The following is a 21280-nucleotide window of genomic DNA, read 5'->3' as shown; positions in this document are numbered from 1 at the left end:
ATATTGTTCTAAATTTTGTTTTTAAGATATACTAAATGTTCATCCATTTCTGAATTAAGCATTTTCTCAAGCATTGGCTTTGCAGTTTCTAGCAAAATTTCATCAAATGTTTTACCCTTAAATTCTTCACCACCATGTTCTTCCAAAAGTTTTGCTATTTTTTTTGGAAAGTTTTTTGGAAAGTTTTTTCTTTTTCTTTTTCTTTTTTCATAATAAAAACTCCTTATTGTAACTTTACAACATAGGAGTTACACAAAACTTTCTACTTTCTTATACATGTTTCTAGTCTTCCTAATTTTTGTTATTAATTAAGAGTTTTGCTATTTTTTTTGAAACCACTTTGCATAAATCTTCAAATGATGAATTGTAAATTGCTGAATATGTTTTAAAATGTTCAAGCAATTTTCTTTCAGTAACATCGCCAATGCCGGGGATGGTCTTTAAAATCCCTTCCATGCTTTTTCTTCTTCGGAAATTATGGTGATATTTGGCAAACCGATCAACTTCAATTTGTATTCCCTTCAAGAAGTTGAATAAATTTTGATCTTCAATAGAAATGTCTTGACCTTCTAAGTTAATCATATGGTCTGTTAAATGTTGGCTGTTTTTAACCAATCCAATAATAGGAACATTAGTGAATATCTTTTTTATTTCATTAACTTGTGCTTTACCTCCATCTACAATTAATAGATCGGGAATGGCATTTTTTTCATTACTAAAGTATCTTGTTATTCCCTGTTTCATATAATCAACATCAGCCAGACGTGTGCCTATTTCTAAGTTGTATTTCTTATATTCATTTTTCTGTTTAATCCCATTTCTGTAGGAGACAATTGCTGATACTGGATTAGTATTATTAGTATTTGAATTGTCAATCATAATAATATGATGAAGGTTTATTAAATTAAGTAATTTTTTTAATTTATCAACTGCACCCATTGTTAATTCTTCATGGCGAATAAATTCTTTTAGTTTTATATCAATATTATTGCTGGCATTAATGAGTGCAAGATCTAAAATCTCTTTCTTGCTTCCTTTCATTGGAATGAGAACATTAATTTCGGATTCAAAATCAAAATTTGAAATTATTTGCTTAGGCATATAGTTGTATGCATAATATTGGGAAGCAAATTGTCTTGTGCTTTCATTTAGTGACGAAGTGATTTCAATAATTCTTTCCTTCTTAGAAAGAAGCAATCCTTGACGATAAAAAAGCATGGAAATTGATAGATATCCATCTTTTTCAAGAAATCCAATGACATCAGTATCAACAAGAGATGTTAATTGAACATTTTGCGTGTCCTTGTAAAAATCAAGTGCTTTAATAGATTCTTGAATATCATGAGCAACTTCGTATTGTTCCTTGTTTGCAGCCTCAGTCATTTTGCCTTCAAGTGTTTTTAATAGAGATTTAGATCCAGATGATAATAATTTTTTAGTGTATTCAAATTGTTTTTTCCAGTAAATGGGATCATTGCTTTCTTTTGGAATCCCATTTTCATATGTTGTCAAACGTGTAAGAAGATTAACCATCCTTCGTGCTCTGAATCCAGTTGGAAAAGGGCCATAAATAATAGTATTTTTACTCTTGCTTTTTGGCAAACGATAAGCTAATTTTATTGAAAGTTTAGATGCTAAAGAAGCGACTATATAAGGATATCTTTTATCATCAGACAATTTAATATTATATTCAGGTGAATACTTACTAATTAAGTTTCTTTCTAAAATCAACGCTTCTTTTTCGTTTTTTGTTATGAAATATTTAAATGAAGCAATATTATCAACAAGCTTAGCAGTTTTATAAGAATTAAGCATTCCTTTAAAATATTGCTTCATTCTTATATCTAATCTTTTTGCTTTACCGACATAAAGGACATTATCAAATTTATCCTTTCAAATATAAACACCAGGATTTTTTGGAACTTGTTTTAAATCATCAATTTTCACAAACAAATTATACGATATTAATGTTTTTGTGTTTCTACATGATGCATGTTTATGTAAACTTTCATTATTAAACTATAGAGATGCTAAAAACAGTATGCAGAAGAATATGAAGTATTTTGTCCAAGGATAAGTGGACCTAATTTTCAGTAATGAAAAAAAAGTCTTTCAATGCCGTTATTGGTTCTGCTTCATTATATTCTATTAAATGTTCTTGAATAGTAGTTATTGACAAATTTATTTAGGATTAATAAATCTTTATTTGTATATTTATTTAATTTTTTCCCCTTAGAGATTAATCTTCTTATAATTCTATGTTTATTTTCTAGTGTTCCTTTTTCTCCTGAACAATATGGATGACAATTGCATTTTATGAATAAGCAAATGATTTATCTAGACGTAAAATGAAGAAGTTTATACATATTTTAAATAAGAAAATAACACTATTATCCGATGTTGAAAAAAGTGTTAAAGTTTGTCATAGCCTTACTGGGTCCTAACTCAATAAAATCATTTATAGCTTGACTAATTTGGTGAGCAATAGTATTAATTTTTTGCCATTGCACATCGGAAAATTTACCAAGAACATGATTGATTGAAGAGTCATTTCGACCAATTCCTATTTTTAATCTATTGATATGGTTGGTTCCTAGTTTATTAATAATATCCTTCATCCCATTTTGTCCTCCAGCAGATCCAGAACCCTTCATGACCGCTGTTCCTACTTTATGATCCATATCATCATAAATTATTAAAATGTCTTCAATCTGAATCTTATAAAATTTTACTATTGCAGAAACAAAGTCGCCAGAAAGATTGATATATGTTTCTGGTTTGGCCAATATAAAATCATCAGATTTATAGAAAATACCATTAAATTTATGTTTTTTAAGTTTCAAATTGCTTTGATGAGCAAAGGCATCAATGACGCTAAACCCGATGTTATGCCTTGTTTTTTCATATTTTTCACCCGGATTACCAAGTCCTACAATTAATTTCATGTTTAAATTATAACAATTCAAAATAAAAAACCCTTAGGTTTTATTAATTTATAGAGCAATCTTTCTATTATTAGATCATGCTTCATAAAATCTGCCATCTCTTTTTTCCATTGTAGCGATATCTACAATTCAGAATATACCAAGTGTGAATAAAATCAAGAAACTAATTAATATACGTACCAACCACGTCAAAACAATTTCAATTCCTCCATGCTCATATTTATATCCTGCTACTATCCCACCAATTGTTCTTCCTGATGTAAGCAGTAATATTAAGTTACCTATTCCAAGACCATTAAATGTGATTAGGTTTATTAAAAATCCTATAAATCTTTGTCCTCTGGTTATTGTCATTTTGACCTTTCATTTTAATATGAAAATTATACAATATATTTAATTTATATATACAATATATTTAATTTATAACTATTGTTTATATAATTAGCTAAAATAGAAATATTAAATACTATTGGTATTTCAATAAATATTACTAAAGTCTATAGTACTCTAAATGCTAAAATAATTATAAGCAACACCTACTATATGAAAATTTATTGAAACTATAATTTTATAGTAAAGAATACTCAAAATTTAGTTAATGCCTATAATAAATAGTGTGTCTTAAAAAGACGCAACAAACCCATCAATTACACAACATACTTCATATGTTAATTTAATAATCAGTTGGCTTTAATTAATGGAGCCTACTTTTTATTTCATAAAATGGATGTAAATATTTAATCTTTTTTGAATTTATTAAATGCTTCTGCTCTTTGAATTTTAATATTGCCTTCTCCTGATAAAGGCACTTCAATTAGTTTTTTATTAATCATTGAAGAAAATTCTTTAGATGCTAAGTTATAAACTTCATAACATTCAAAGTATTTATTTATATCTTCTTTTCAAAATGCTCTCAAGTTAAACGGGAATTTAATAGTAAAATCTAATCTATATTCACTTACACGATCATATGGTCTTAAAAGACCATATAAGGCGTCCACAATGACAACATGTTCTTGTAATCACTCTCTACTTTTATCTGTAAGATCAAGTCGTTGATAAAATAGACCGCCATAGTATTCTATTGCGTAATAATTATTCTCACCATGCTTTTGATGCATATCATAAACTTCTAAGCTTTTCTTGTCAGATAAACCATACAGTTTTTTGGTTTGAGCAAGATCAAGTTTCCTGATAGGACGAAAAACTTCTTTTGCTTTTATTAAAAATAATGGTTTTGATCCATCTTTGGTAATTGCAGATGCATTTCTATTAATATTTTTGGATGGGCTTATAATTATTTTATATTTCATAATTTGATTATAAACCTTTTAAAATCCGGTATTTATTATTCTTAACATTTGTTCAACCAATGATATATATAATGCATATATGAACATAAGGAGACGCATGTTCAATAAGGAAAAAGCAAAGAAAATAATTTCTATATTGTTATCTAATGGTGCAGATTACGCTAAGTTATTTGTTGAAAAAAAGTTGTGCAAAACAATACAAAAATTTAAATTTAGTAAAGCAAAAACAGTATGAGCTAATAAAATTGGAAAAGCAATATTGTCAAATAAAATAACGCTCATCAATAAACCGATTAATCAAGAAATTGGAATGTATAAGACATATGATGCTGATTGTCTTTTGGCTCATGAAGCTGAATTCATTGATAAAGGCATTTTAAAACATTATTTAGTGGATGAAAAACTTGCATCTAAACTAAATAATTGAGTCCGCAGGTAATAATGTTGTGAATGGCGCTTCTTTTCATAATGCTATGATAGCCCAGGTACAAAATCAAAAAATGATATTATTCAATCAACCTTAAAAGGGTTTATTATTAAAAGTATTAAAGGGGTTCATTTTGAATTGAATCCAATATCGGGTGATGTTTCACTTGAAATATTAAGAAATCTTGTTATCAAAGGTAAAATTGGAAAACACATAAAAGCAGCTGTTATATATGGAAATTTCTTTAAAGATGTTGCATTTAATATTAATCAAGTCTCTGATAGATTATTAAGACAACACTTATATACTTCTCCGATGATTAAATTGTCTAAAAAGCTTCCATTAGCTTAATTAATGTCATGATGATCATTTAACTTTCATTTTCAACAAATTAAGTTTATGCCCCTAAAAGGCATATTTTTCTTAATAACCATTATTTTAAGAAGTAGTTATTAAATAAAATGTTTAAGTTATTGAGCTTAAATCGTCTAAAAAGTGTATATTTGCTTAAAAAGCATAAAAATGGAGTATAATTCATTACAATATAAGTCAAGAGAAAGAAGGACGAAATGTCAGAATATAATGCTAGTAATATCCAGGTATTAGAAGGATTAGAAGCTGTTCGTAAAAGACCTGGAATGTACATTGGTACTACAGGAATAAAGGGGTTGCATCATTTGGTGTGAGAAATAGTTGACAACTCCATTGATGAAGCAATGGCCGGTTTTGCATCAGTTGTTAATATTACGATCACAACTGATGGATCTGTTATTGTTGAGGATGATGGTCGTGGTATTCCTGTTGCTATTCATCCTAAAACAGGCAAATCAACTGTAGAGACCGTTTTGACCGTTTTACATGCTGGAGGGAAGTTTGACTCTGATACTTATAAAGTCTCTGGTGGTCTGCATGGTGTTGGGGCTTCTGTTGTTAATGCTCTTTCTGATAGTTTAGAAGTTTGAGTAGAGCGAGATGGTAATCTTAATTACCAACACTTTAAAAATGGCGGTAAAGCTGTGGAACCGATGAAAATTGTTGGAACAACAGATAGACAAGGAACAAAAATTAAGTTTCACCCTGACTACTCAGTTATGGATGAAAATGAATTTGATTTTGAAGCTATCTGTGATAGAACAAGACAAACAGCTTATTTAAATAAAGGTCTAAGACTTATTGTTAAAGACGAAAGAATAGACAAAATAGAAGATTACCACTTCGAAGGAGGTATTGTTGAATATGTTTCTGAACTTAATCACTCTAAAGAGGTTATTAATGAAGAAATAATTTATGCTGAAGGACATTTTAAAGGGACTGATGGAGATGTTATTACTGAAGTAGCCTTTCAATACAACACAGGATTCCAGGCGAACATTGTCTCATATGCTAATAATATAGCTACTATTGAAGGTGGAACCCATGAACAAGGATTTATGGATGCTCTCATCCGTATCTTTAATCAATATGCTGGTGAAAATAAGTTATTCAAAGATGAGAAAGAAAAATTATCTAGAGACGATGTTAAAGAAGGTCTTACTGCTATTATTTCAATCAAGCATATGGATCCTGTTTTTGAAGGTCAAACAAAAGGAAAATTAGGAAACAAAGACGCCAGAATGGCAACAAATAAAGTTCTTTCCGAGATGCTTGAAAGATTTCTAGTTGAGAATCCACTAATTTCTAAAACAATGATTGAAAAATCTCTTCTTGCCCAAAGAGCAAGATTTGCTGCACAAAATGCAAGAGAAGTAACCAGAAGAAAGTCTGTCTTTGATATAGGATCACTTCCTGGAAAACTTGCTGACTGTTCAAGTAAAAATGCCGAAATATCAGAAGTTTATATTGTCGAAGGTGATTCAGCTGGTGGATCTGCTAAGCTTGGTAGAGACCGTGAAACACAGGCCATCTTACCACTTAGAGGTAAGGTTATCAATACCGAGAAAGCTAGAATTGATAAGGTATTTGCTAATAATGAAATTGGAGCACTAATAATTGCTCTTGGAACAAGCGTTGGGGAAGACTTTAATATTAATAAATTGAGATATCATAAAATCATCATTATGACCGATGCCGACGTTGATGGTGCTCACATTAGAACATTATTATTAACATTCTTTTATAGATATCTAAGACCACTTATTGAATATGGCTTTATTTATATTGCCCAACCACCTTTATATAAAGTTAGCACTGGTAAGAAAATAATTTATGCATATTCAGATGCGGAAAAAGATAATTATTTAAAAACATTAAGTGAAGATACTAAATTTACGATTCAAAGATATAAAGGTTTGGGTGAAATGGATCCTGATCAACTATGAGATACCACAATGGATCCTGAAGAAAGAAAGATGTTGCAAGTTCAAATAAATGATGCAGCTGCAGCTGACTTAACATTTTCAATCTTAATGGGTGATGATGTTGAACCACGTCGGAATTTTATCAACACTAATGCAAAATATGCGGAAATTGACGTATAAAATGATAAATGGAAAAAATAAATTTGATGGATTTAAAATGGTGAAAAAATGGATTTTATTTTGTCTAATAATATTCTTTTGACCAGTAGCACTTTTTTATTATTTTACAAACACTTGACCAAACCAATTGTCGCTCGATGAACAAGTGGAATACAGAGAATATCTAGTAAATATGAAAGGTGGTAAATAATGTTTGATGATAATGAAAAAGATCCGGATAAATTAGTTTACGATAATGCTTCCGATGATAATGATAAGTATTTAGTTGAAGAAGAGAAAATGGAAAGAGTTTTTGTCAAAGAAAAAACACAAGATGAAAAAGATAAAGAAGAAGAAATAAAAGAAGCTCCTCAAAATGCCGATACTTATCAAGTTAAGTCACAAATAATAGATGATGCTACAAAAGGTCTTTCACCAATTTCTGTATCAAAAGAAATGAGATCATCTTTCTTAGAATATGCAATGTCTGTCATTGTGGCTCGTGCACTCCCAGATGCAAGGGATGGACTTAAGCCAGTTCATCGGAGAATTCTTTTTGGAATGCATGAACTCGGATTAACTTCATCTGTGTCTCACAAGAAATCAGCTCGTATTGTTGGTGATGTACTTGGCAAGTATCACCCACATGGCGATTCATCAGTTTATGAAGCTATGGTTCGTATGGCTCAAGATTTCTCAATGAGATATCCAATGGTTGATGGACATGGTAATTTTGGTTCTATTGATGGCGATGGAGCAGCGGCAATGAGATACACCGAAGCTCGTATGTCTAAAATCGCTTCACTAATGGTTCAAGGAATTAGAAAGAATACTGTTAATTTTATCCCTAATTATGATGGTTCAGAAGTTGAACCGGAAGTTTTACCCTCAAGAATTCCCAATCTCCTTGTTACTGGTGGAACTGGTATTGCCGTTGGTATGGCCACAAATATCCCACCGCACAATCTAACAGAAGTAATCAATGGGGCTATTGCACTTTCAAGAAATCCAGAGATAACCATTGAAGAGTTGATGGAATATGTCACTGGGCCCGATTTTCCTACTGGAGGGATTATTCTTGGCTCAAATGGTATTAAGGCAGCTTACATGACTGGCAAAGGATCAGTTAAAACAAGATCAAGAACCAGAATTGAAGAACTTAAAAATGGTAAATCAAAAATTATTGTGACTGAAATACCATACATGGTTAACAAAGCAAATATGATTGAAAAAATTGCCTACTTAGTTAAAGACAAAGTTATTGAAGGTATTACGGATTTAAGAGATGAAACATCAAGAAAAGGAATTAGGATTGTAATTGAGCTTAGAAGAGATGTTGTGCCTGAAGTTCTTTTAAATAAATTATTTAAAAAAACTCAGTTACAAACAAATTTTTCTGTAAATTCTCTTTCATTAGTTAGTGGTCAGCCACAATTGCTTAACCTTAAACAATCATTAGAAGTTTATTTAAAACATCAATTTGAAATTGTCCAAAGAAGAAGTGAATTTGATCTCCAAAAAATAGAAGCTAGATCTCACATCATTGAAGGACTTAAAATCGCTATTGAGAATATTGATGCTGTTATTAAAACAATTAGATCTGCTTCAAATGATTTAGAGGCTCAAGAAAAGTTAATGAATACATATAGTTTATCTCAAGTGCAATCTAAAGCAATAACTGATATGAGGTTAGGTAGATTGACAGGTCTTGCGATCGAAAAAATGAATCTTGAGCATGAAGAACTTAACAAGACAATCACGGAACTGCAATATATTCTAAATAATAGAGAAGTAATGAGAGACCTGATCATTGATGAGTTAGAAGAAATTAAAGAAAAATTCGGCGATACTAGAAAAACAGAAATTGTTGAAGGAATAGGATCTATTCAAGATGAAGACTTGATTCCCCAAAAAGATATTGCCATCACAATGTCTTCTAATGGATATGTGAAGCGGATTCCGCTTGAAGAGTATTCTTCGCAAAACAGAGGTGGTATTGGTTCTAGATCAATGACAACTTATGAAGATGATAATGTTGAAAAGATTCTTACTACAACAACACATACAGACTTATTAATCTTTACATCTTATGGGAAGGTTTATCGAATTAGGGCGCATAAGGTCCCTGAAATGTCTAAACAGTCAAAAGGGATTCCATTTTTAAACTTAATTGGAATTGAGAAGGGAGAGAAAGTTATTTCACTCCTAACTACCGATTCATATGATGATGGTAGTTTCTTGGTAACTATCACCAAAAAAGGGATTATTAAAAAAACACATATTTTAGAATATGAAAGGATTAATAAAAACGGTAAAAGAGCTCTTGGACTTAAAGAAGAAGACATGCTCGTTAAGGCGATGATTGTAACTAATGATGAACAAGTTATTATTGGTTCATCAACAGGTAAGGTTGTGAGATTTGATGTTACTGAAGCTAGACCAATGGGAAGGACTGCTTCTGGAGTTAAAGGTATTAATTTGTCAGATAACCTGAAATCAAAAGTTGTTGGAGCATCTCATTCATTAGCTGGCGACTACATCTTATCCGTTGGAGAAGATGGATTTGGTAAAAAAACACATTTCTCTAATTATAGACAAACAAAACGAGGAGCAAAAGGCGTTAAATCTATTGATACTAAAAAAGCAGGATATCTTAAATTTGTGGAAGTTGTTAAAGGTAATGAAGATATTCTTATTATTACAAAGCAAGGTATCACAATTAGAACAACATTGACACAAGTCGCCAATTCAGGGCGTGGGGCCAAGGGTGTCAAAATGATTAAATTATCTGATGGTAATGCAATTAAATCTATATCAGTTATTGATACATTTGATATTGAAGAAAAAGTTGAGGAAGCAATCAGAAAAACTCAGGAAATTTCGCTAAAAAGTTTAAAGTAAGTTCAAACCATATCATTACAAAGCTTTAATGGATAGTTTTATATACATTAATTTTATAATTCTAATAAAAAATAGCGAAGATATTAAATCGCTATATTTATGTTCATAACTATTTTTTTGGACTTCTTGGTCTACTTAAATTGGCCCTGCTTGTGCTTGATCTATTTGAAGAATATGAATTGTTCTTTCCACCGCCATAACCTCTTCTGTTTCCACCTTGAGAACCATATGATGAACGTTTTCCACCGCCTCTATTTCTTCCTCCGGAAGACCTTCCGCCTTTTACCCCTCTTCTTTGTGCATTACTCACTTCTTGTGTTAATGTTATACTTTGAGAAACATCCTTTGAACCAATAAGGGCTTCACTAAGAATAATCCCAAGTTCCTCTTTGGTAAATGACTCAGAAATCATTTTTCCAGTTTCAGTGAATTTATTTTTGCCCATCTCCAAAAGAACTTTCATAGAATCCTCAAGTTGTTTCTCTTTAACCTCTGCCAAATCTTTCCCAGACGGTATTGGTCATTGTTCTGATGTTGAACCAGTTGTGTTCATAATCTGCTTAAAGTATGATCTTTCAGTTTCCTTGATAAAGGAAATTGATGTTCCTTTGCTTCCGGCTCTTCCTGTTCTCCCAATTCTATGAGTAAAGTATTCAAGTTCATCTGGTAAATCAAAGTTGAAGACATAATCAATCCCATCAACATCAATTCCCCTAGCAATTACGTCAGTTCCGACGATTATGCTTACTTTACCTCTTCTGAAACCATCCATAGCAAAGGATCTTTCTCTTTGTCTCATATCACCTTGGATTCCTACTACATCAAAATTCATTTTTTTAAGTGCTGCTGTTAATTCTTCAACCCTTCTTTTTGTTCTCCCAAAAATAATCGCGGACTTAGGTTTTAACATTTGCAATAATGCCACTAATGTTGAAATTTTTTGCCTTTCAGTCACTATAATATGTTTTTGCAAAACTGTTTGAGTTGAGGATAGTCCTTCTGAAATAATAATGGATACTGGGTTATTTAAAATTTCAGTCGCCAATTTTTTAATTTTTGGATTAAATGTTGCAGTAAAAAATAGTGTTTGAATTTTATCAGGCAATGATTTTTTAATTCTGGTGATTTCTTTATAGAAACCAAAATTCAACATTTCATCTGCTTCATCAAGTGTAAATGTAGTTACATGTGAAAGATCAATTAAGCCTTTATCAAGGTTATCGATGAATCTTCCTGGTGTTGCAACAATAATATTAGGTCCACTACTTAATGATCTTTTTTGAATGGTGTAGGAAATACCACCAATAATGTCGATCACCTTAATATCTTTATTAGCTGATAGCTTGTGCAACTCATTATATATTTGAGTTGCTAATTCTCTTGAAGGTGCAAGAATAATATGTTGCAAATTCCTATTTTTAATTGTATTTTCAATTAAGGGAATACCAAATGCCGCAGTTTTTCCTGTTCCTGTTTGTGCTTGACCAATAATATCATTACCAGACATAGCAACAGGGATCGCCTTTTCTTGAATTGGTGATGCTTCTCTATATCCAATTAGTTCGAGTGTATCGAGCAGTTCTTTGGATAAATTTAATTCTTTAAATTTCATTTTTCTCATTTCCGGTCGCCCGGGTAAGACAACTTCCCTCATTATATAGGTATTAATGAAATTTCCAAATATATTACACAATTATTCAATGTATATCTAAGTGTACTTAAAAATTTCATTATGAAAGACCCCTTGCCTTACAATTGGGTTACGGACTAATTAGAAACAAAAGGAACCCATGAAGTTACATTGCCATATAATGCTTTGGTGCACAAAAATCATTATTATGTTGGCAAGCAAAAAGTACAGTAATTATAGGACCAACTAGATAACAAATATATCCAAAAAGAATATTTCTTTGGTTTAACTAATTGTCAAATGCAAAAATCATTTTCATAAACAATGAATAAGTCTTTATTCATAACAAATATTCATCTAAGCACTATTAATTTTAAAGAGACCAAACATAATAAATAAAGTATTATAGTTACTCATAATAGTTCAAACCTTTATATCAAGAATTTACAAGTTTTGTAGCAATTTCATAAAAAAAGAATTATTGTTTAAAAAAGGTGTTTTTTTAACATCTTTATAATATAATAAGACTTGTAATATTAAAGGAGCTTAGATGTCACAACCAGCACAAGGTACACACGAACCAAAAAAAGGATTTAATTGAACTAGATTAATAATGACTGTGGTATTTTTTGCAGTAATTATCATACTTGCTCTATGAGTTTTTGACGTCTTTAAAAAATCAAAAGAAACTAAAAACATTAATGAATTTAAAACACGATTAACCGGCTCCTCAACAAATGTGGAAGATGATCATTATTTCAAATCTATCACAACTGATAGTATAGCACAAGCAATTTATGTTGAAGAAGTCCCTTCTTCTGGGGAAAGTGAAAGTTATGTTGTTTATGCCAGCCCAACTTTTATTAGTCAAATATATGAAAATAGCAATCAAGGTGGTATTCACGAAATTGTTAATATGGCTTTAAATGGTGGACAACCAAATGAAGGTAAATTAACTGCAATAGGAACCCCAAAAAATAATTCTGCCATTTGAAGTTTTATTAGCACATTTGGAATAACATTATTAATGATCTTTGGTATTATGTTCTTTATTAAAAGAGCAAATCAAGGCGGAGGAAGTGGAGGCATCTTTGGTGCAGGTAAAAACCCTGCCAAGAAAATTATTTCTAACAAAAGATTTTCAGATGTTGCTGGACAAAAAGAAGTTAAGGAAGAAATTGAAGAAGTTGTTGACTTTTTAAGAAATCCTAAAAAGTATGAAGCTGCAGGAGCAAGAATACCAAAAGGAATCATGTTAGGTGGTCCTCCAGGCACAGGTAAAACATTACTTGCTAAGGCAACAGCCGGCGAAGCTAATGTTCCGTTTTACTTTATATCTGCCTCTAACTTTGTTGAGATGTTTGCTGGTATGGGGGCTAAACGGGTACGTGAAATGTTTAAGGAAGCTCGTAAGGTTGCTCCAGCTATCCTATTTATTGATGAGTTAGATGCCGTTGGTAGAAAACGTGGATCTTCACTTTCGGGAAATGATGAAAGAGAGCAAACGCTTAATCAGATTCTTGTGGAAATGGATGGAATGGATGAAAACTCAGGCCTTCTAATTATTGCCGCTACAAATAGAACAGATGTTCTAGATCCAGCGCTATTAAGACCTGGTCGCTTTGACCGTGTTATTACAGTTAATAATCCTGATATTTTGGAGAGGGAAATGATTCTTGAGTTACATGCCAAAGGTAAAAGAATTCATAGTGAGGTTGATTTTAAAAATGTGGCTAAGAGAACTCCTGGTTACTCAGGTGCACAATTAGAAAATGTTGTTAATGAAGCTGCTTTATTATCAGTTAGAGAAAAAACTAATTTAATCACAATTCAGCAAATTGACGAAGCAATCGATAGAGTTGTAGCTGGTCCAGCTAAAAAACATAGAACAATTACGCCTGAAGAAATGATGATGGTTGCTTACCATGAAGCTGGTCATGCTATTATTGGACTAAAAATATCAGATGCAGAAATAGTTCAAAAAATTACCATCATTCCACGTGGCGATGCAGGTGGATATACATTAATGACCCCAAGAAAAGAAACATATAACTATAAAAAATCAGAACTTGAAGCTAAAATTATTTCTTACATGGGTGGTAGAGCTGCCGAGCAAATAATTTACGGTAAAGGCGAAGTGTCAACAGGCGCTCATAACGATATTGAAAGAGCAACAAACATTGCTCGTTCAATGGTCACACAATTTGGTATGTCAATCCTTGGTCCAATTGCTTATGAGAAAATAAATCCAAATGGATTCTTAGGGCCAAACCAGACAAGTAAAGATTATTCAGATGCACTTGCTGAAAAAATTGATGATGCCATTAGAGAATTAGTGGTTGGTGCTGAAACAAAAGCTCTTTCTGTCATAAAAGAAAATAAAAAATTGTTAAAATTAATTGCTGATGAGTTATTAGAAAAAGAAACAATTGTTAAAGAAGAAATAGATTATATTCATGAAAATCTTAAAAGACTTCCTGCAAAAAAAATCGTTAAAAAAAGCGAAAAAGATGCCTCATTAAGTGAAATAATTAATGATGTTAAAAAACATAGCAAAAAATAACAAACTGAAAATAACGTTTAGAAAAAGGTAAAAATATCTTTTTTTAATAATAAAGGTATAATTTCATTATGAACTACAAAGAGTTAACAAGAGAACATATTAATGATGAGTTAATTTTTGCAAAATTAGAAGAATATGTTGAAATTATTGAATCACAAAATAAGGTTATGAACTTAACGGGTTTCAAAGGTGATGTTTTATGAAAAGAAGGAATTCTTGAATCTATCTTAACACTTGAAGCAGCGTTTCCTCACACAGAAGATTTTATAGAAAAAAAACTATTGGATATTGGAGCTGGTGTTGGATTTCCTTCGATTCCATTTGTCATAAGTCACCCTGAATTGGAACTAATAATGTTTGAACCGCAAGAGAAAAGAATGATTTTTCTAATGGAAACATGCGTCAAACTAAAACTAAATGCTAGAGTCCAAATGACAAGAGTAGAAGATGCTAAAATGTTTAACTACTTTGACTATATTACAGCAAGGGCAGTTGCAGAATTTCGATATCTTTGTGAAGCATCGATTCATATCGGGAAGAAATTTTCTGAATATGCATTTATCAAAGGCCCAATGGCTAAAGAAGAAATAAAAGCAGCCAAAAAGATAATTAAAATCCTAAATGTTTCACCAAAGATAGTTCCAGTTAAAACCATTAAAGACAAAGAAGTTAATTTGATTACGTATACTAAAAAATCACTACACCTACAAGGATATCCAAGACCATGAAAAGATATTGTTAAGTAGTATCTTTTTTTATATAATTTATTTATGAAATATATCGACACTCATGCTCATATCGGTAGTGAATTTTTTAAAGAAAATGAAACTAATAAATTGGTAGACAACGCCACCATGAATTATATTTCCTATATTTTTGTTCCTGGAACAACTAAAAAAGATTCACTTAACGCGATTGAAGTAGCTAAAAAACATCCAAATGTTTTTGCAGGTGTTGGCATTCACCCATGTGAAGTGGATAAAAATGATACATCCATCCTAGATGAAATTGATTACAATGACATTAAATTCATTGGTGAAACAGGTATTGATCTTTATCATGATAATAATCCGTCATTAGAGAACCAAGTAACTTCATTTAGAAAACATCTTATTAAAGCTAAAGATCACAATCTTCCTATCGAAATTCATGCACGGGATTCATTTCAGCAAGTGTATAACATTATTGCAAGTGATGAATTTAAAGGGATAACATTCATCATGCACTCTTACACAGGAAATTTGGAATGAGCACAAAAGTTTATCAAACTGGGTGCTTACATCTCTTTTTCCGGGATTGTTACATTCAAAAACGCAAAGGATGTTCAAGAAGTTGTTAAAAATATTCCGTTGAATAAAATTTTGTCAGAAACAGATTCTCCCTTTTTAACACCAACCCCATATCGTGGAAAAATGCCCAATGAACCTAAAAATGTTAAATATGTTGTAGATTTTATCGCAGCCATTAGAAACGAAAAAGATGATGAAGTGGTTAAAAATATTTATGAAAACGCAATAAAGGTATTCAATATATAATTTCATTATGAATAACTTATCCGCAATTAAGAATTTATATAAAAAATATGATGTAAGTGCTTCAAAGAGATTTGGACAAAATTTTTTAATTGATCAAAACGTTTTGGATGAAATTCTTAAATTAAGTAAAATCAAAAATAAAGATGTGGTTGAAATTGGTCCGGGTTTAGGATCGTTAACCACGATGCTTTTACAAGACGCCAATACTGTTACTTGTTATGAAATAGATAGAGATATGATAAGAGTTCTTCAAGGCGAAATTAGGAAAAGTAATTTTAATTTAATAGAAGGAGATTTCTTGAAAGATAATTTAAATTGATCTGGACAAAAAACTCTTGTTGCCAATATACCCTATTACATTACATCACATATTTTATTCAAAGTTTTTGATAATGCACACAAATTTAACAAATGCATCATTATGATGCAAGATGAAGTTGGATCTCGTTTAGTCGCTAAAGTTGGATCTAAACAATATGGAAAGCTAACTTTAACTGCAAACTTGTATGTTAAAAACATTAAAAGAGAATTAATTGTTAATCCTAAATCATTTGTTCCTTTCCCAAAAATTAATTCAGTAGTTATGTCTTTTGAGACAAGAGACGATATAATAGAAAACCACAAGGAAATCGCTTTGTTTTTCAGGTTAATGTTTAGTCAAAGAAGAAAAACTTTATTAAATAATATGAAAATATTATCAGATGACACAGAACTGCTGAAGAGCATTATTTTAGAATCAAATATTAAAATAAATGCTAGACCACAAGAATTAGATGGATCAACATTTAAAATTTTATTTAAAAATATTAAAAATAAAAATATTAAAATTATTCTTAAATAAACATTATGATAAAATATAGATATGGATCAGAAAAACACCAGATTATTTGCTTTACATAATGCTCAAAAACTGGGTAACAAAATTTCTAAAATTTTAGGTATATCTTTATCTAAAATAAATAGAACAGTATTTGCTGATGGTGAAATTCTTGTACAATCAGATGACTATGTAAGAAATATGCATACATACATAGTTGCTTCAACATCTACTCCAACAAATAGTAACATCATGGAATTATTGATATTCATTGATTCGCTTAAAAGAGCATCTGCCAAAACCATTACTGTTGTTCTGACATATTATGGATATTCCCGTCAAGATAGAAAGGCAAAAGGAAGACAACCCATTAGTGCAAGGTTAATTGCAGATTTACTTCAAACTGCTGGAGCAACCAAAATAATTACTGTTGATTTACATAATCCTTCGATTCAAGGATTCTTTAATATTCCCCTGGATGATTTAAAAGGACAATATATAATTGCAAAAGAAATTAAAAAAACTGGAAAATTTACAGTTGTTTCACCTGACCATGGTGGAACAGTGCGAGCAAGGGTACTAGCAGAACTTATTTCACCCGATATTCAAATCGCAATTATTGATAAAAGAAGAACAGCCGCTAATCAGTCTGAAGTTATTGGGATTTTGGGTGATGTAAAAGACAGGAACATTGTAATTATTGATGATATGATTGATACAGGTAACACGATTATTAAGGCTGCTAAATCACTTAAAGAAAAAGGTGCTAAAAAAATTATTGTTGCAGCCACACATGGTATATTCTCTAAGGGTTTTGATCACTTTGATGAAGCAAAACATATCGATCAAGTCATTATTACTGATTCGATTGAAAAAGTTTATGAAATAAAATCGAAAAAATTGCTTATTGCATCTCTTGATAAATTTATAGCATCTACAATACTAGCAACTGGAGAAGGAACATCAATATCAGATCTTTATAAGAAAATAAAAGAGACAATCTAATGAAAATAGTCATTAGAGATAAAAGTATTAAGATCAATCAACTATTAAAAAAGATAAATGTCATTTCGACAGGTGGGGAAGCTAAATATTTTCTAGAAAATAATAGTGTAAAAATAAATGGGAAAGTTCCAGAAGGTAGAGGATCAAAAGTAAGTGTCGGATCAACGCTTTGAATAAATGGTGACCTTTATCAAGTTATTAATGAATAAACTTAAATCTGAGTTTTTTTTACTTATAATTAATTAATGAATTTAAAAGTAAAGTATTGAGATAAAAAATTTATTCTGAAAATACTTAAGGTTGCAGCACCTTTTATTGTTTTAGCAATTATTGACTCATTAATGTCACTCATTGATGGAATTATGGTGGGAAATTTCCAAACACCAGGTTCATCTGAAATGGCCGCGGTTTCTCTTGGCAATAAATATTCTGGTATTGCCGTTATTGTCATTGGCGCTTTTATTGCCATGTTTTCTTTCCTAGTAATGCAATACAAAGGTGCTAATAATCATAAAAAAATCAAATCAGTTTATAAAATAATAACTATTGGTATATTTGCTTTTAGTGCTATTTTTATCCTATGTGCATATTTTGCCACAGATGAGATTATGCGTTTCTTTCAAGGAACTAACATGGCAAATACTTCAACTGCATCAGGGGAAGCTCAAGACTATACAAAAGTTATTATTTGAAAGATTATTCCACTCATGCTTTCCTCAAGCTATATGCAGTGGCTTACCGCTAATAAAAAACAAAAAATTATCATACCTCTATCTTTAATGATTGTTGTTATTAATGCTTTTGGTAATTACTTGTTTTATCGAGTATTTAGTCTGGGACTTGTAGGAGTTGCATGATCGACGGTCACAGTTGAATGTTTCTTAGTGATAGCTATTGGGGGTTATATTTGATTTAGTAAAATTGATCCGGTTATGTTCTTTAATCCTCTCAAGATATTTCAAATTGATAAAACAATATTGTTGCTTGGATTAAAAAGGAGTGGATTATTTATTCAAAATATAACATTTTCACTTGCATCAATTGGCGTAATGATTATTTATTCACGATGATATGGCGATGGTGCATCGAATGTCTTAGCAATTGTGCAACCAATTCTAATGATGTTCTATTTGGCTTTCAATGGTGTTGGGAGAACAAAAGGGATTTTTGTTGGATACTATATTGGAAAAGGCGATAGAGAGCAAGCGTACATTAATGATAAGAAACTTAATATGTATACATTCATAACAGCACTTGTTGAAGGAACTATTCTAGCTGCAGTTGCTTTACCCATTCCCTTAATGTGAGGAAATATTTCACATGATATACAATTGCATGCTACTCTTGTATTGCTTGCAGTGGCGTGTACATATCCTTTTGCAGCAATTTCTAAAAGTATGTTATTGACTTTTAAAGCAGCTGGTATGGGTAAGGAAGCGGTCATGTCAAATGGAGTTTTTTCAGTTATATTTGAATTTGGGATTCCTTTAACGCTTTATCTTATTGACGCATATGTTGCTCATATTGGTATTTCATTTTGACAATTGTATTGAATATCCAGACTAATAAAATTAGTTAAAATACCACCAACATATATTTTTTATAAGAAATATAAATGGTTAGATAAGGCTATTTAATTTATAATGATGATATTTCCGCTTACTTTCTTTTGAATCAACAATAATTGTTTAAAAAATTATAAATATCTCATTCGGCTCCAACTGCAACAGAAACTAAACCAATACTACCAAAAATAGTTATTTTTTTCATTGCCATATACATCTCTTTTTTTAATCAATTATAATATTGTACATCAAATTAGTTGGAAGTTCAAATTAATTTATAAATATTTTCAATGCATTATTATAATGTTATTGTTCTTTTATGAAACTTCTGATTGCAATCATAGCCGCATTATCTGTTGTGAATTTCTTTGATGGAATTAAGGCTAAAGAGGCAAATTCATCCAAGATTCTTCTTCGTAATAAATTATTTGCCGACACTCCCCCGCCAATAATTATTGATTTGTAATCACCTTTCATGAAGGCTTGCTTTGTTTTGTCAATTAAATTTGATACAATAGCATCTTGAAATGAACATGCAATATTTTCGTTATTTATCAGTTCATTTTTCTGTTCTAGATTATGAATATAATTAATCACTTTTGTTTTTAGACCAGAAAAAGAAAAATCGTTTCCTGATGTCATTTGGATTTTAAAATTAATGTTATTTAGGCCTTTTTCTGCAAGTTTTGAAATAGCTGGTCCACCAGGAAAACCGGCTCCTAATTTACGAGAAATTTTATCAAAGGCTTCTCCGGCTGCATCATCTCTTGTTTCTCCTAAAAGTTTAATGTCATTAATACCCTTAACATTTCATAGTTGTGTATGCCCTCCGCTAACTATTAACGCAAGAGCAGGATATTTAATTTCATGATCAAACTCCACTGCATAAATATGGGCAAATATATGATTAATAGGCTTAACGGGTATATTTAAAGAAAATCCAAGACCATAAGCAAATAAGCGACCCATTTGTAGCGACCCAATTAAGCCTGGTTCATTTGTATAGGCAATATGATCAATATCGCTTAAATTTTGCTCTTTGATGAACCTATCCAGAATAATAGGCAATATGTCACAATGCTTTCTAGCAGCATACTCAGGAACAGTTCCTCCATATGACTTGTGGAAGTCTGTTTGGGCAAAGGAAACATCAAATATAATTTTTTTATCCTCAAATAAAACAACGGAAGTATCATCATGTGAACTTTCAATTGCAAGTATTTTCATTATTCCCTTCCGATTCTTGGTGATTTGATGTAATTAGGTTTTACTTCTAGAACATTTCTTTCCTTAAAAACATCTAGATACTTGTTTGGTTTGTTGATAATTTCATTGTAATCCACTACTGAATCATCACGAAAACTGATTAATGTTATAGACATTTTGCTATCAAGCACACCTTTATAAGACTTATCGGATCTTGCATCAATGTAATAAGTGCCTTTTGTCCCACCACTTATGAAAGAAAGAGTGTCAGCAACAAAAATTTTTGTGCCATTAATTTGGGCGATTGTTCTTACAAATGTTAAAGCTGTTCGCACACCCATGAAAGACCCCGGCCCATTTGTAACATATATTTCCTTTATGTCTTTAGTCTTAATACGAGCCTTTAAGAGCAACTCACTAAATGCGCCCGGTAGCCGGTCAGCTTTCTTTTTAACCATCTCTTTTATGAAGGTTAATGTTTCACCACCATCAATAATAGACATGAATAATGTTTTTAATGAGGTATCAATAAGTAATTTCATAAATAAATTATAAAGAAAAGGTCGATTTATCTGCATAAAATTAGAATGCATAAATTATTTTTTGTAAAATTATTAAATAAAAACCCTCAAATGGGTTTTATGATTGATATTTGATTAAGCAATAACTTTAACGTCTGTTGCTCTCTCTTTACCATCAACTGTTTCAACTTCAAATTCTACTTGATCATTTTGATTAAGTGTTCTGAATCCATCGCCTGAGATAGCTGAGAAATGTACGAATACATCTTCTTCTCTACCTTCGACACCGATAAATCCAAAACCTTTAGATTCATTGAAAAATTTAACTGTTCCTGTCATGTGTTCTCTCCTTTATTTATAAATATATTATATAGAGATAAAATTAAAAATTACAAA

The 21280-nt window shown here is 30.9% G+C and carries 17 protein-coding genes and 2 pseudogenes; 10 read left to right on the top strand and 9 right to left on the bottom strand.

The features are described 5' to 3' along the window. Positions 1–11: 11 nt before the first annotated feature. From O3I44_RS03695 to O3I44_RS03525, 5 genes and pseudogenes are all read right to left on the bottom strand, one after another. Positions 12–158: pseudogene (locus O3I44_RS03695) on the bottom strand (IS256 family transposase); the annotation flags it as partial. A gap of 133 nt (positions 159–291) precedes the next feature. Beyond that, positions 292–1947 (bottom strand): GIY-YIG nuclease family protein, encoded by a 1656-nt coding sequence (locus O3I44_RS03540; protein WP_303717135.1) that lies wholly within the window; start codon positions 1945–1947, stop codon positions 292–294. A gap of 443 nt (positions 1948–2390) precedes the next feature. Next, complete coding sequence (gene pth, locus O3I44_RS03535) at positions 2391–2945, bottom strand: aminoacyl-tRNA hydrolase (protein ID WP_303717134.1); 555 nt, start codon at positions 2943–2945, stop codon at positions 2391–2393. Positions 2946–2993: 48 nt separating this feature from the next. Continuing rightward, positions 2994–3299, bottom strand: a complete 306-nt coding sequence (locus tag O3I44_RS03530) for a hypothetical protein (RefSeq protein ID WP_303717133.1) — start codon at positions 3297–3299, stop codon at positions 2994–2996. A gap of 383 nt (positions 3300–3682) precedes the next feature. Next, a complete protein-coding gene (locus O3I44_RS03525; RefSeq protein ID WP_303717132.1) occupies positions 3683–4258 on the bottom strand; it encodes a YaaA family protein in 576 nt (191 codons plus the stop codon). Between the two features lie 79 nt (positions 4259–4337). Between O3I44_RS03525 and O3I44_RS03520 the strand changes: the two are divergent. From O3I44_RS03520 to gyrA, 3 genes and pseudogenes are all read left to right on the top strand, one after another. After that, positions 4338–5036, top strand: a pseudogene (locus O3I44_RS03520) (metallopeptidase TldD-related protein). Between the two features lie 218 nt (positions 5037–5254). Further along, a complete protein-coding gene (gene gyrB / locus O3I44_RS03515; RefSeq protein ID WP_303717131.1) occupies positions 5255–7162 on the top strand; it encodes a DNA topoisomerase (ATP-hydrolyzing) subunit B in 1908 nt (635 codons plus the stop codon). Positions 7163–7351: 189 nt separating this feature from the next. After that, entirely contained in the window at positions 7352–10042 is a 2691-nt protein-coding gene (gene gyrA / locus O3I44_RS03510) for a DNA gyrase subunit A (RefSeq protein ID WP_303717130.1), read from the top strand. Positions 10043–10151: 109 nt separating this feature from the next. On the opposite strand, the gene O3I44_RS03505 is transcribed toward gyrA, so the two are convergent. Next, positions 10152–11654, bottom strand: a complete 1503-nt coding sequence (locus O3I44_RS03505; protein WP_303717129.1) for a DEAD/DEAH box helicase — start codon at positions 11652–11654, stop codon at positions 10152–10154. Positions 11655–12222: 568 nt separating this feature from the next. On the opposite strand from O3I44_RS03505, the gene ftsH reads away from it, so the two are divergent. The 7 genes from ftsH to O3I44_RS03470 all read left to right on the top strand — a co-directional run bounded on the left by ftsH (position 12223) and on the right by O3I44_RS03470 (position 19229). Further along, positions 12223–14235 carry an ATP-dependent zinc metalloprotease FtsH gene (gene ftsH, locus O3I44_RS03500; protein ID WP_303717128.1) on the top strand — a complete coding sequence of 671 codons (2013 nt, stop codon included), beginning with the start codon at positions 12223–12225 and terminating at the stop codon, positions 14233–14235. A gap of 68 nt (positions 14236–14303) precedes the next feature. After that, complete coding sequence (gene rsmG, locus O3I44_RS03495) at positions 14304–14981, top strand: 16S rRNA (guanine(527)-N(7))-methyltransferase RsmG (protein WP_303717127.1); 678 nt, start codon at positions 14304–14306, stop codon at positions 14979–14981. A 24-nt stretch (positions 14982–15005) separates the two neighbouring features. Continuing rightward, complete coding sequence (locus tag O3I44_RS03490; RefSeq protein WP_303717126.1) at positions 15006–15770, top strand: TatD family hydrolase; 765 nt, start codon at positions 15006–15008, stop codon at positions 15768–15770. Positions 15771–15777: 7 nt separating this feature from the next. Continuing rightward, positions 15778–16611, top strand: a complete 834-nt coding sequence (gene rsmA / locus O3I44_RS03485) for a 16S rRNA (adenine(1518)-N(6)/adenine(1519)-N(6))-dimethyltransferase RsmA (RefSeq protein WP_303717125.1) — start codon at positions 15778–15780, stop codon at positions 16609–16611. A 21-nt stretch (positions 16612–16632) separates the two neighbouring features. Next, positions 16633–17592 (top strand): ribose-phosphate pyrophosphokinase, encoded by a 960-nt coding sequence (locus O3I44_RS03480; protein ID WP_303717124.1) that lies wholly within the window; start codon positions 16633–16635, stop codon positions 17590–17592. After that, positions 17592–17801: an RNA-binding S4 domain-containing protein gene (locus O3I44_RS03475; RefSeq protein ID WP_303717123.1), complete on the top strand. Its 210-nt coding sequence runs from the start codon at positions 17592–17594 to the stop codon at positions 17799–17801. The genes O3I44_RS03480 and O3I44_RS03475 overlap by 1 nt, the downstream gene beginning before the upstream one ends. 36 nt (positions 17802–17837) lie before the next feature. Next, positions 17838–19229 (top strand): MATE family efflux transporter, encoded by a 1392-nt coding sequence (locus O3I44_RS03470; RefSeq protein WP_303717122.1) that lies wholly within the window; start codon positions 17838–17840, stop codon positions 19227–19229. A gap of 234 nt (positions 19230–19463) precedes the next feature. Here the strand turns inward: O3I44_RS03470 and tsaD are convergent, their stop codons facing one another. The 3 genes from tsaD to O3I44_RS03455 form a co-directional block, all read right to left on the bottom strand. After that, complete coding sequence (gene tsaD / locus O3I44_RS03465) at positions 19464–20384, bottom strand: tRNA (adenosine(37)-N6)-threonylcarbamoyltransferase complex transferase subunit TsaD (protein WP_303717121.1); 921 nt, start codon at positions 20382–20384, stop codon at positions 19464–19466. Continuing rightward, positions 20384–20905, bottom strand: coding sequence for a tRNA (adenosine(37)-N6)-threonylcarbamoyltransferase complex dimerization subunit type 1 TsaB (gene tsaB / locus O3I44_RS03460; RefSeq protein WP_303717120.1), 522 nt, complete (start codon positions 20903–20905; stop codon positions 20384–20386). Before tsaB ends, tsaD begins: the two co-directional genes overlap by 1 nt. Before the next feature lie 114 nt (positions 20906–21019). Continuing rightward, complete coding sequence (locus O3I44_RS03455; RefSeq protein ID WP_303717119.1) at positions 21020–21223, bottom strand: cold-shock protein; 204 nt, start codon at positions 21221–21223, stop codon at positions 21020–21022. Positions 21224–21280 lie beyond the last annotated feature (57 nt).

Origin of the sequence: Candidatus Mycoplasma mahonii (genome assembly GCF_030550815.1) — a bacterium.
Classification (GTDB): Bacteria; Bacillota_I; Bacilli_A; order Mycoplasmatales; family Metamycoplasmataceae; genus Mycoplasma_O; species Mycoplasma_O mahonii.
The sequence above is the reverse complement of the archived record's forward strand: the minus strand, read 5'-3'. Positions and strand labels throughout refer to the sequence as shown.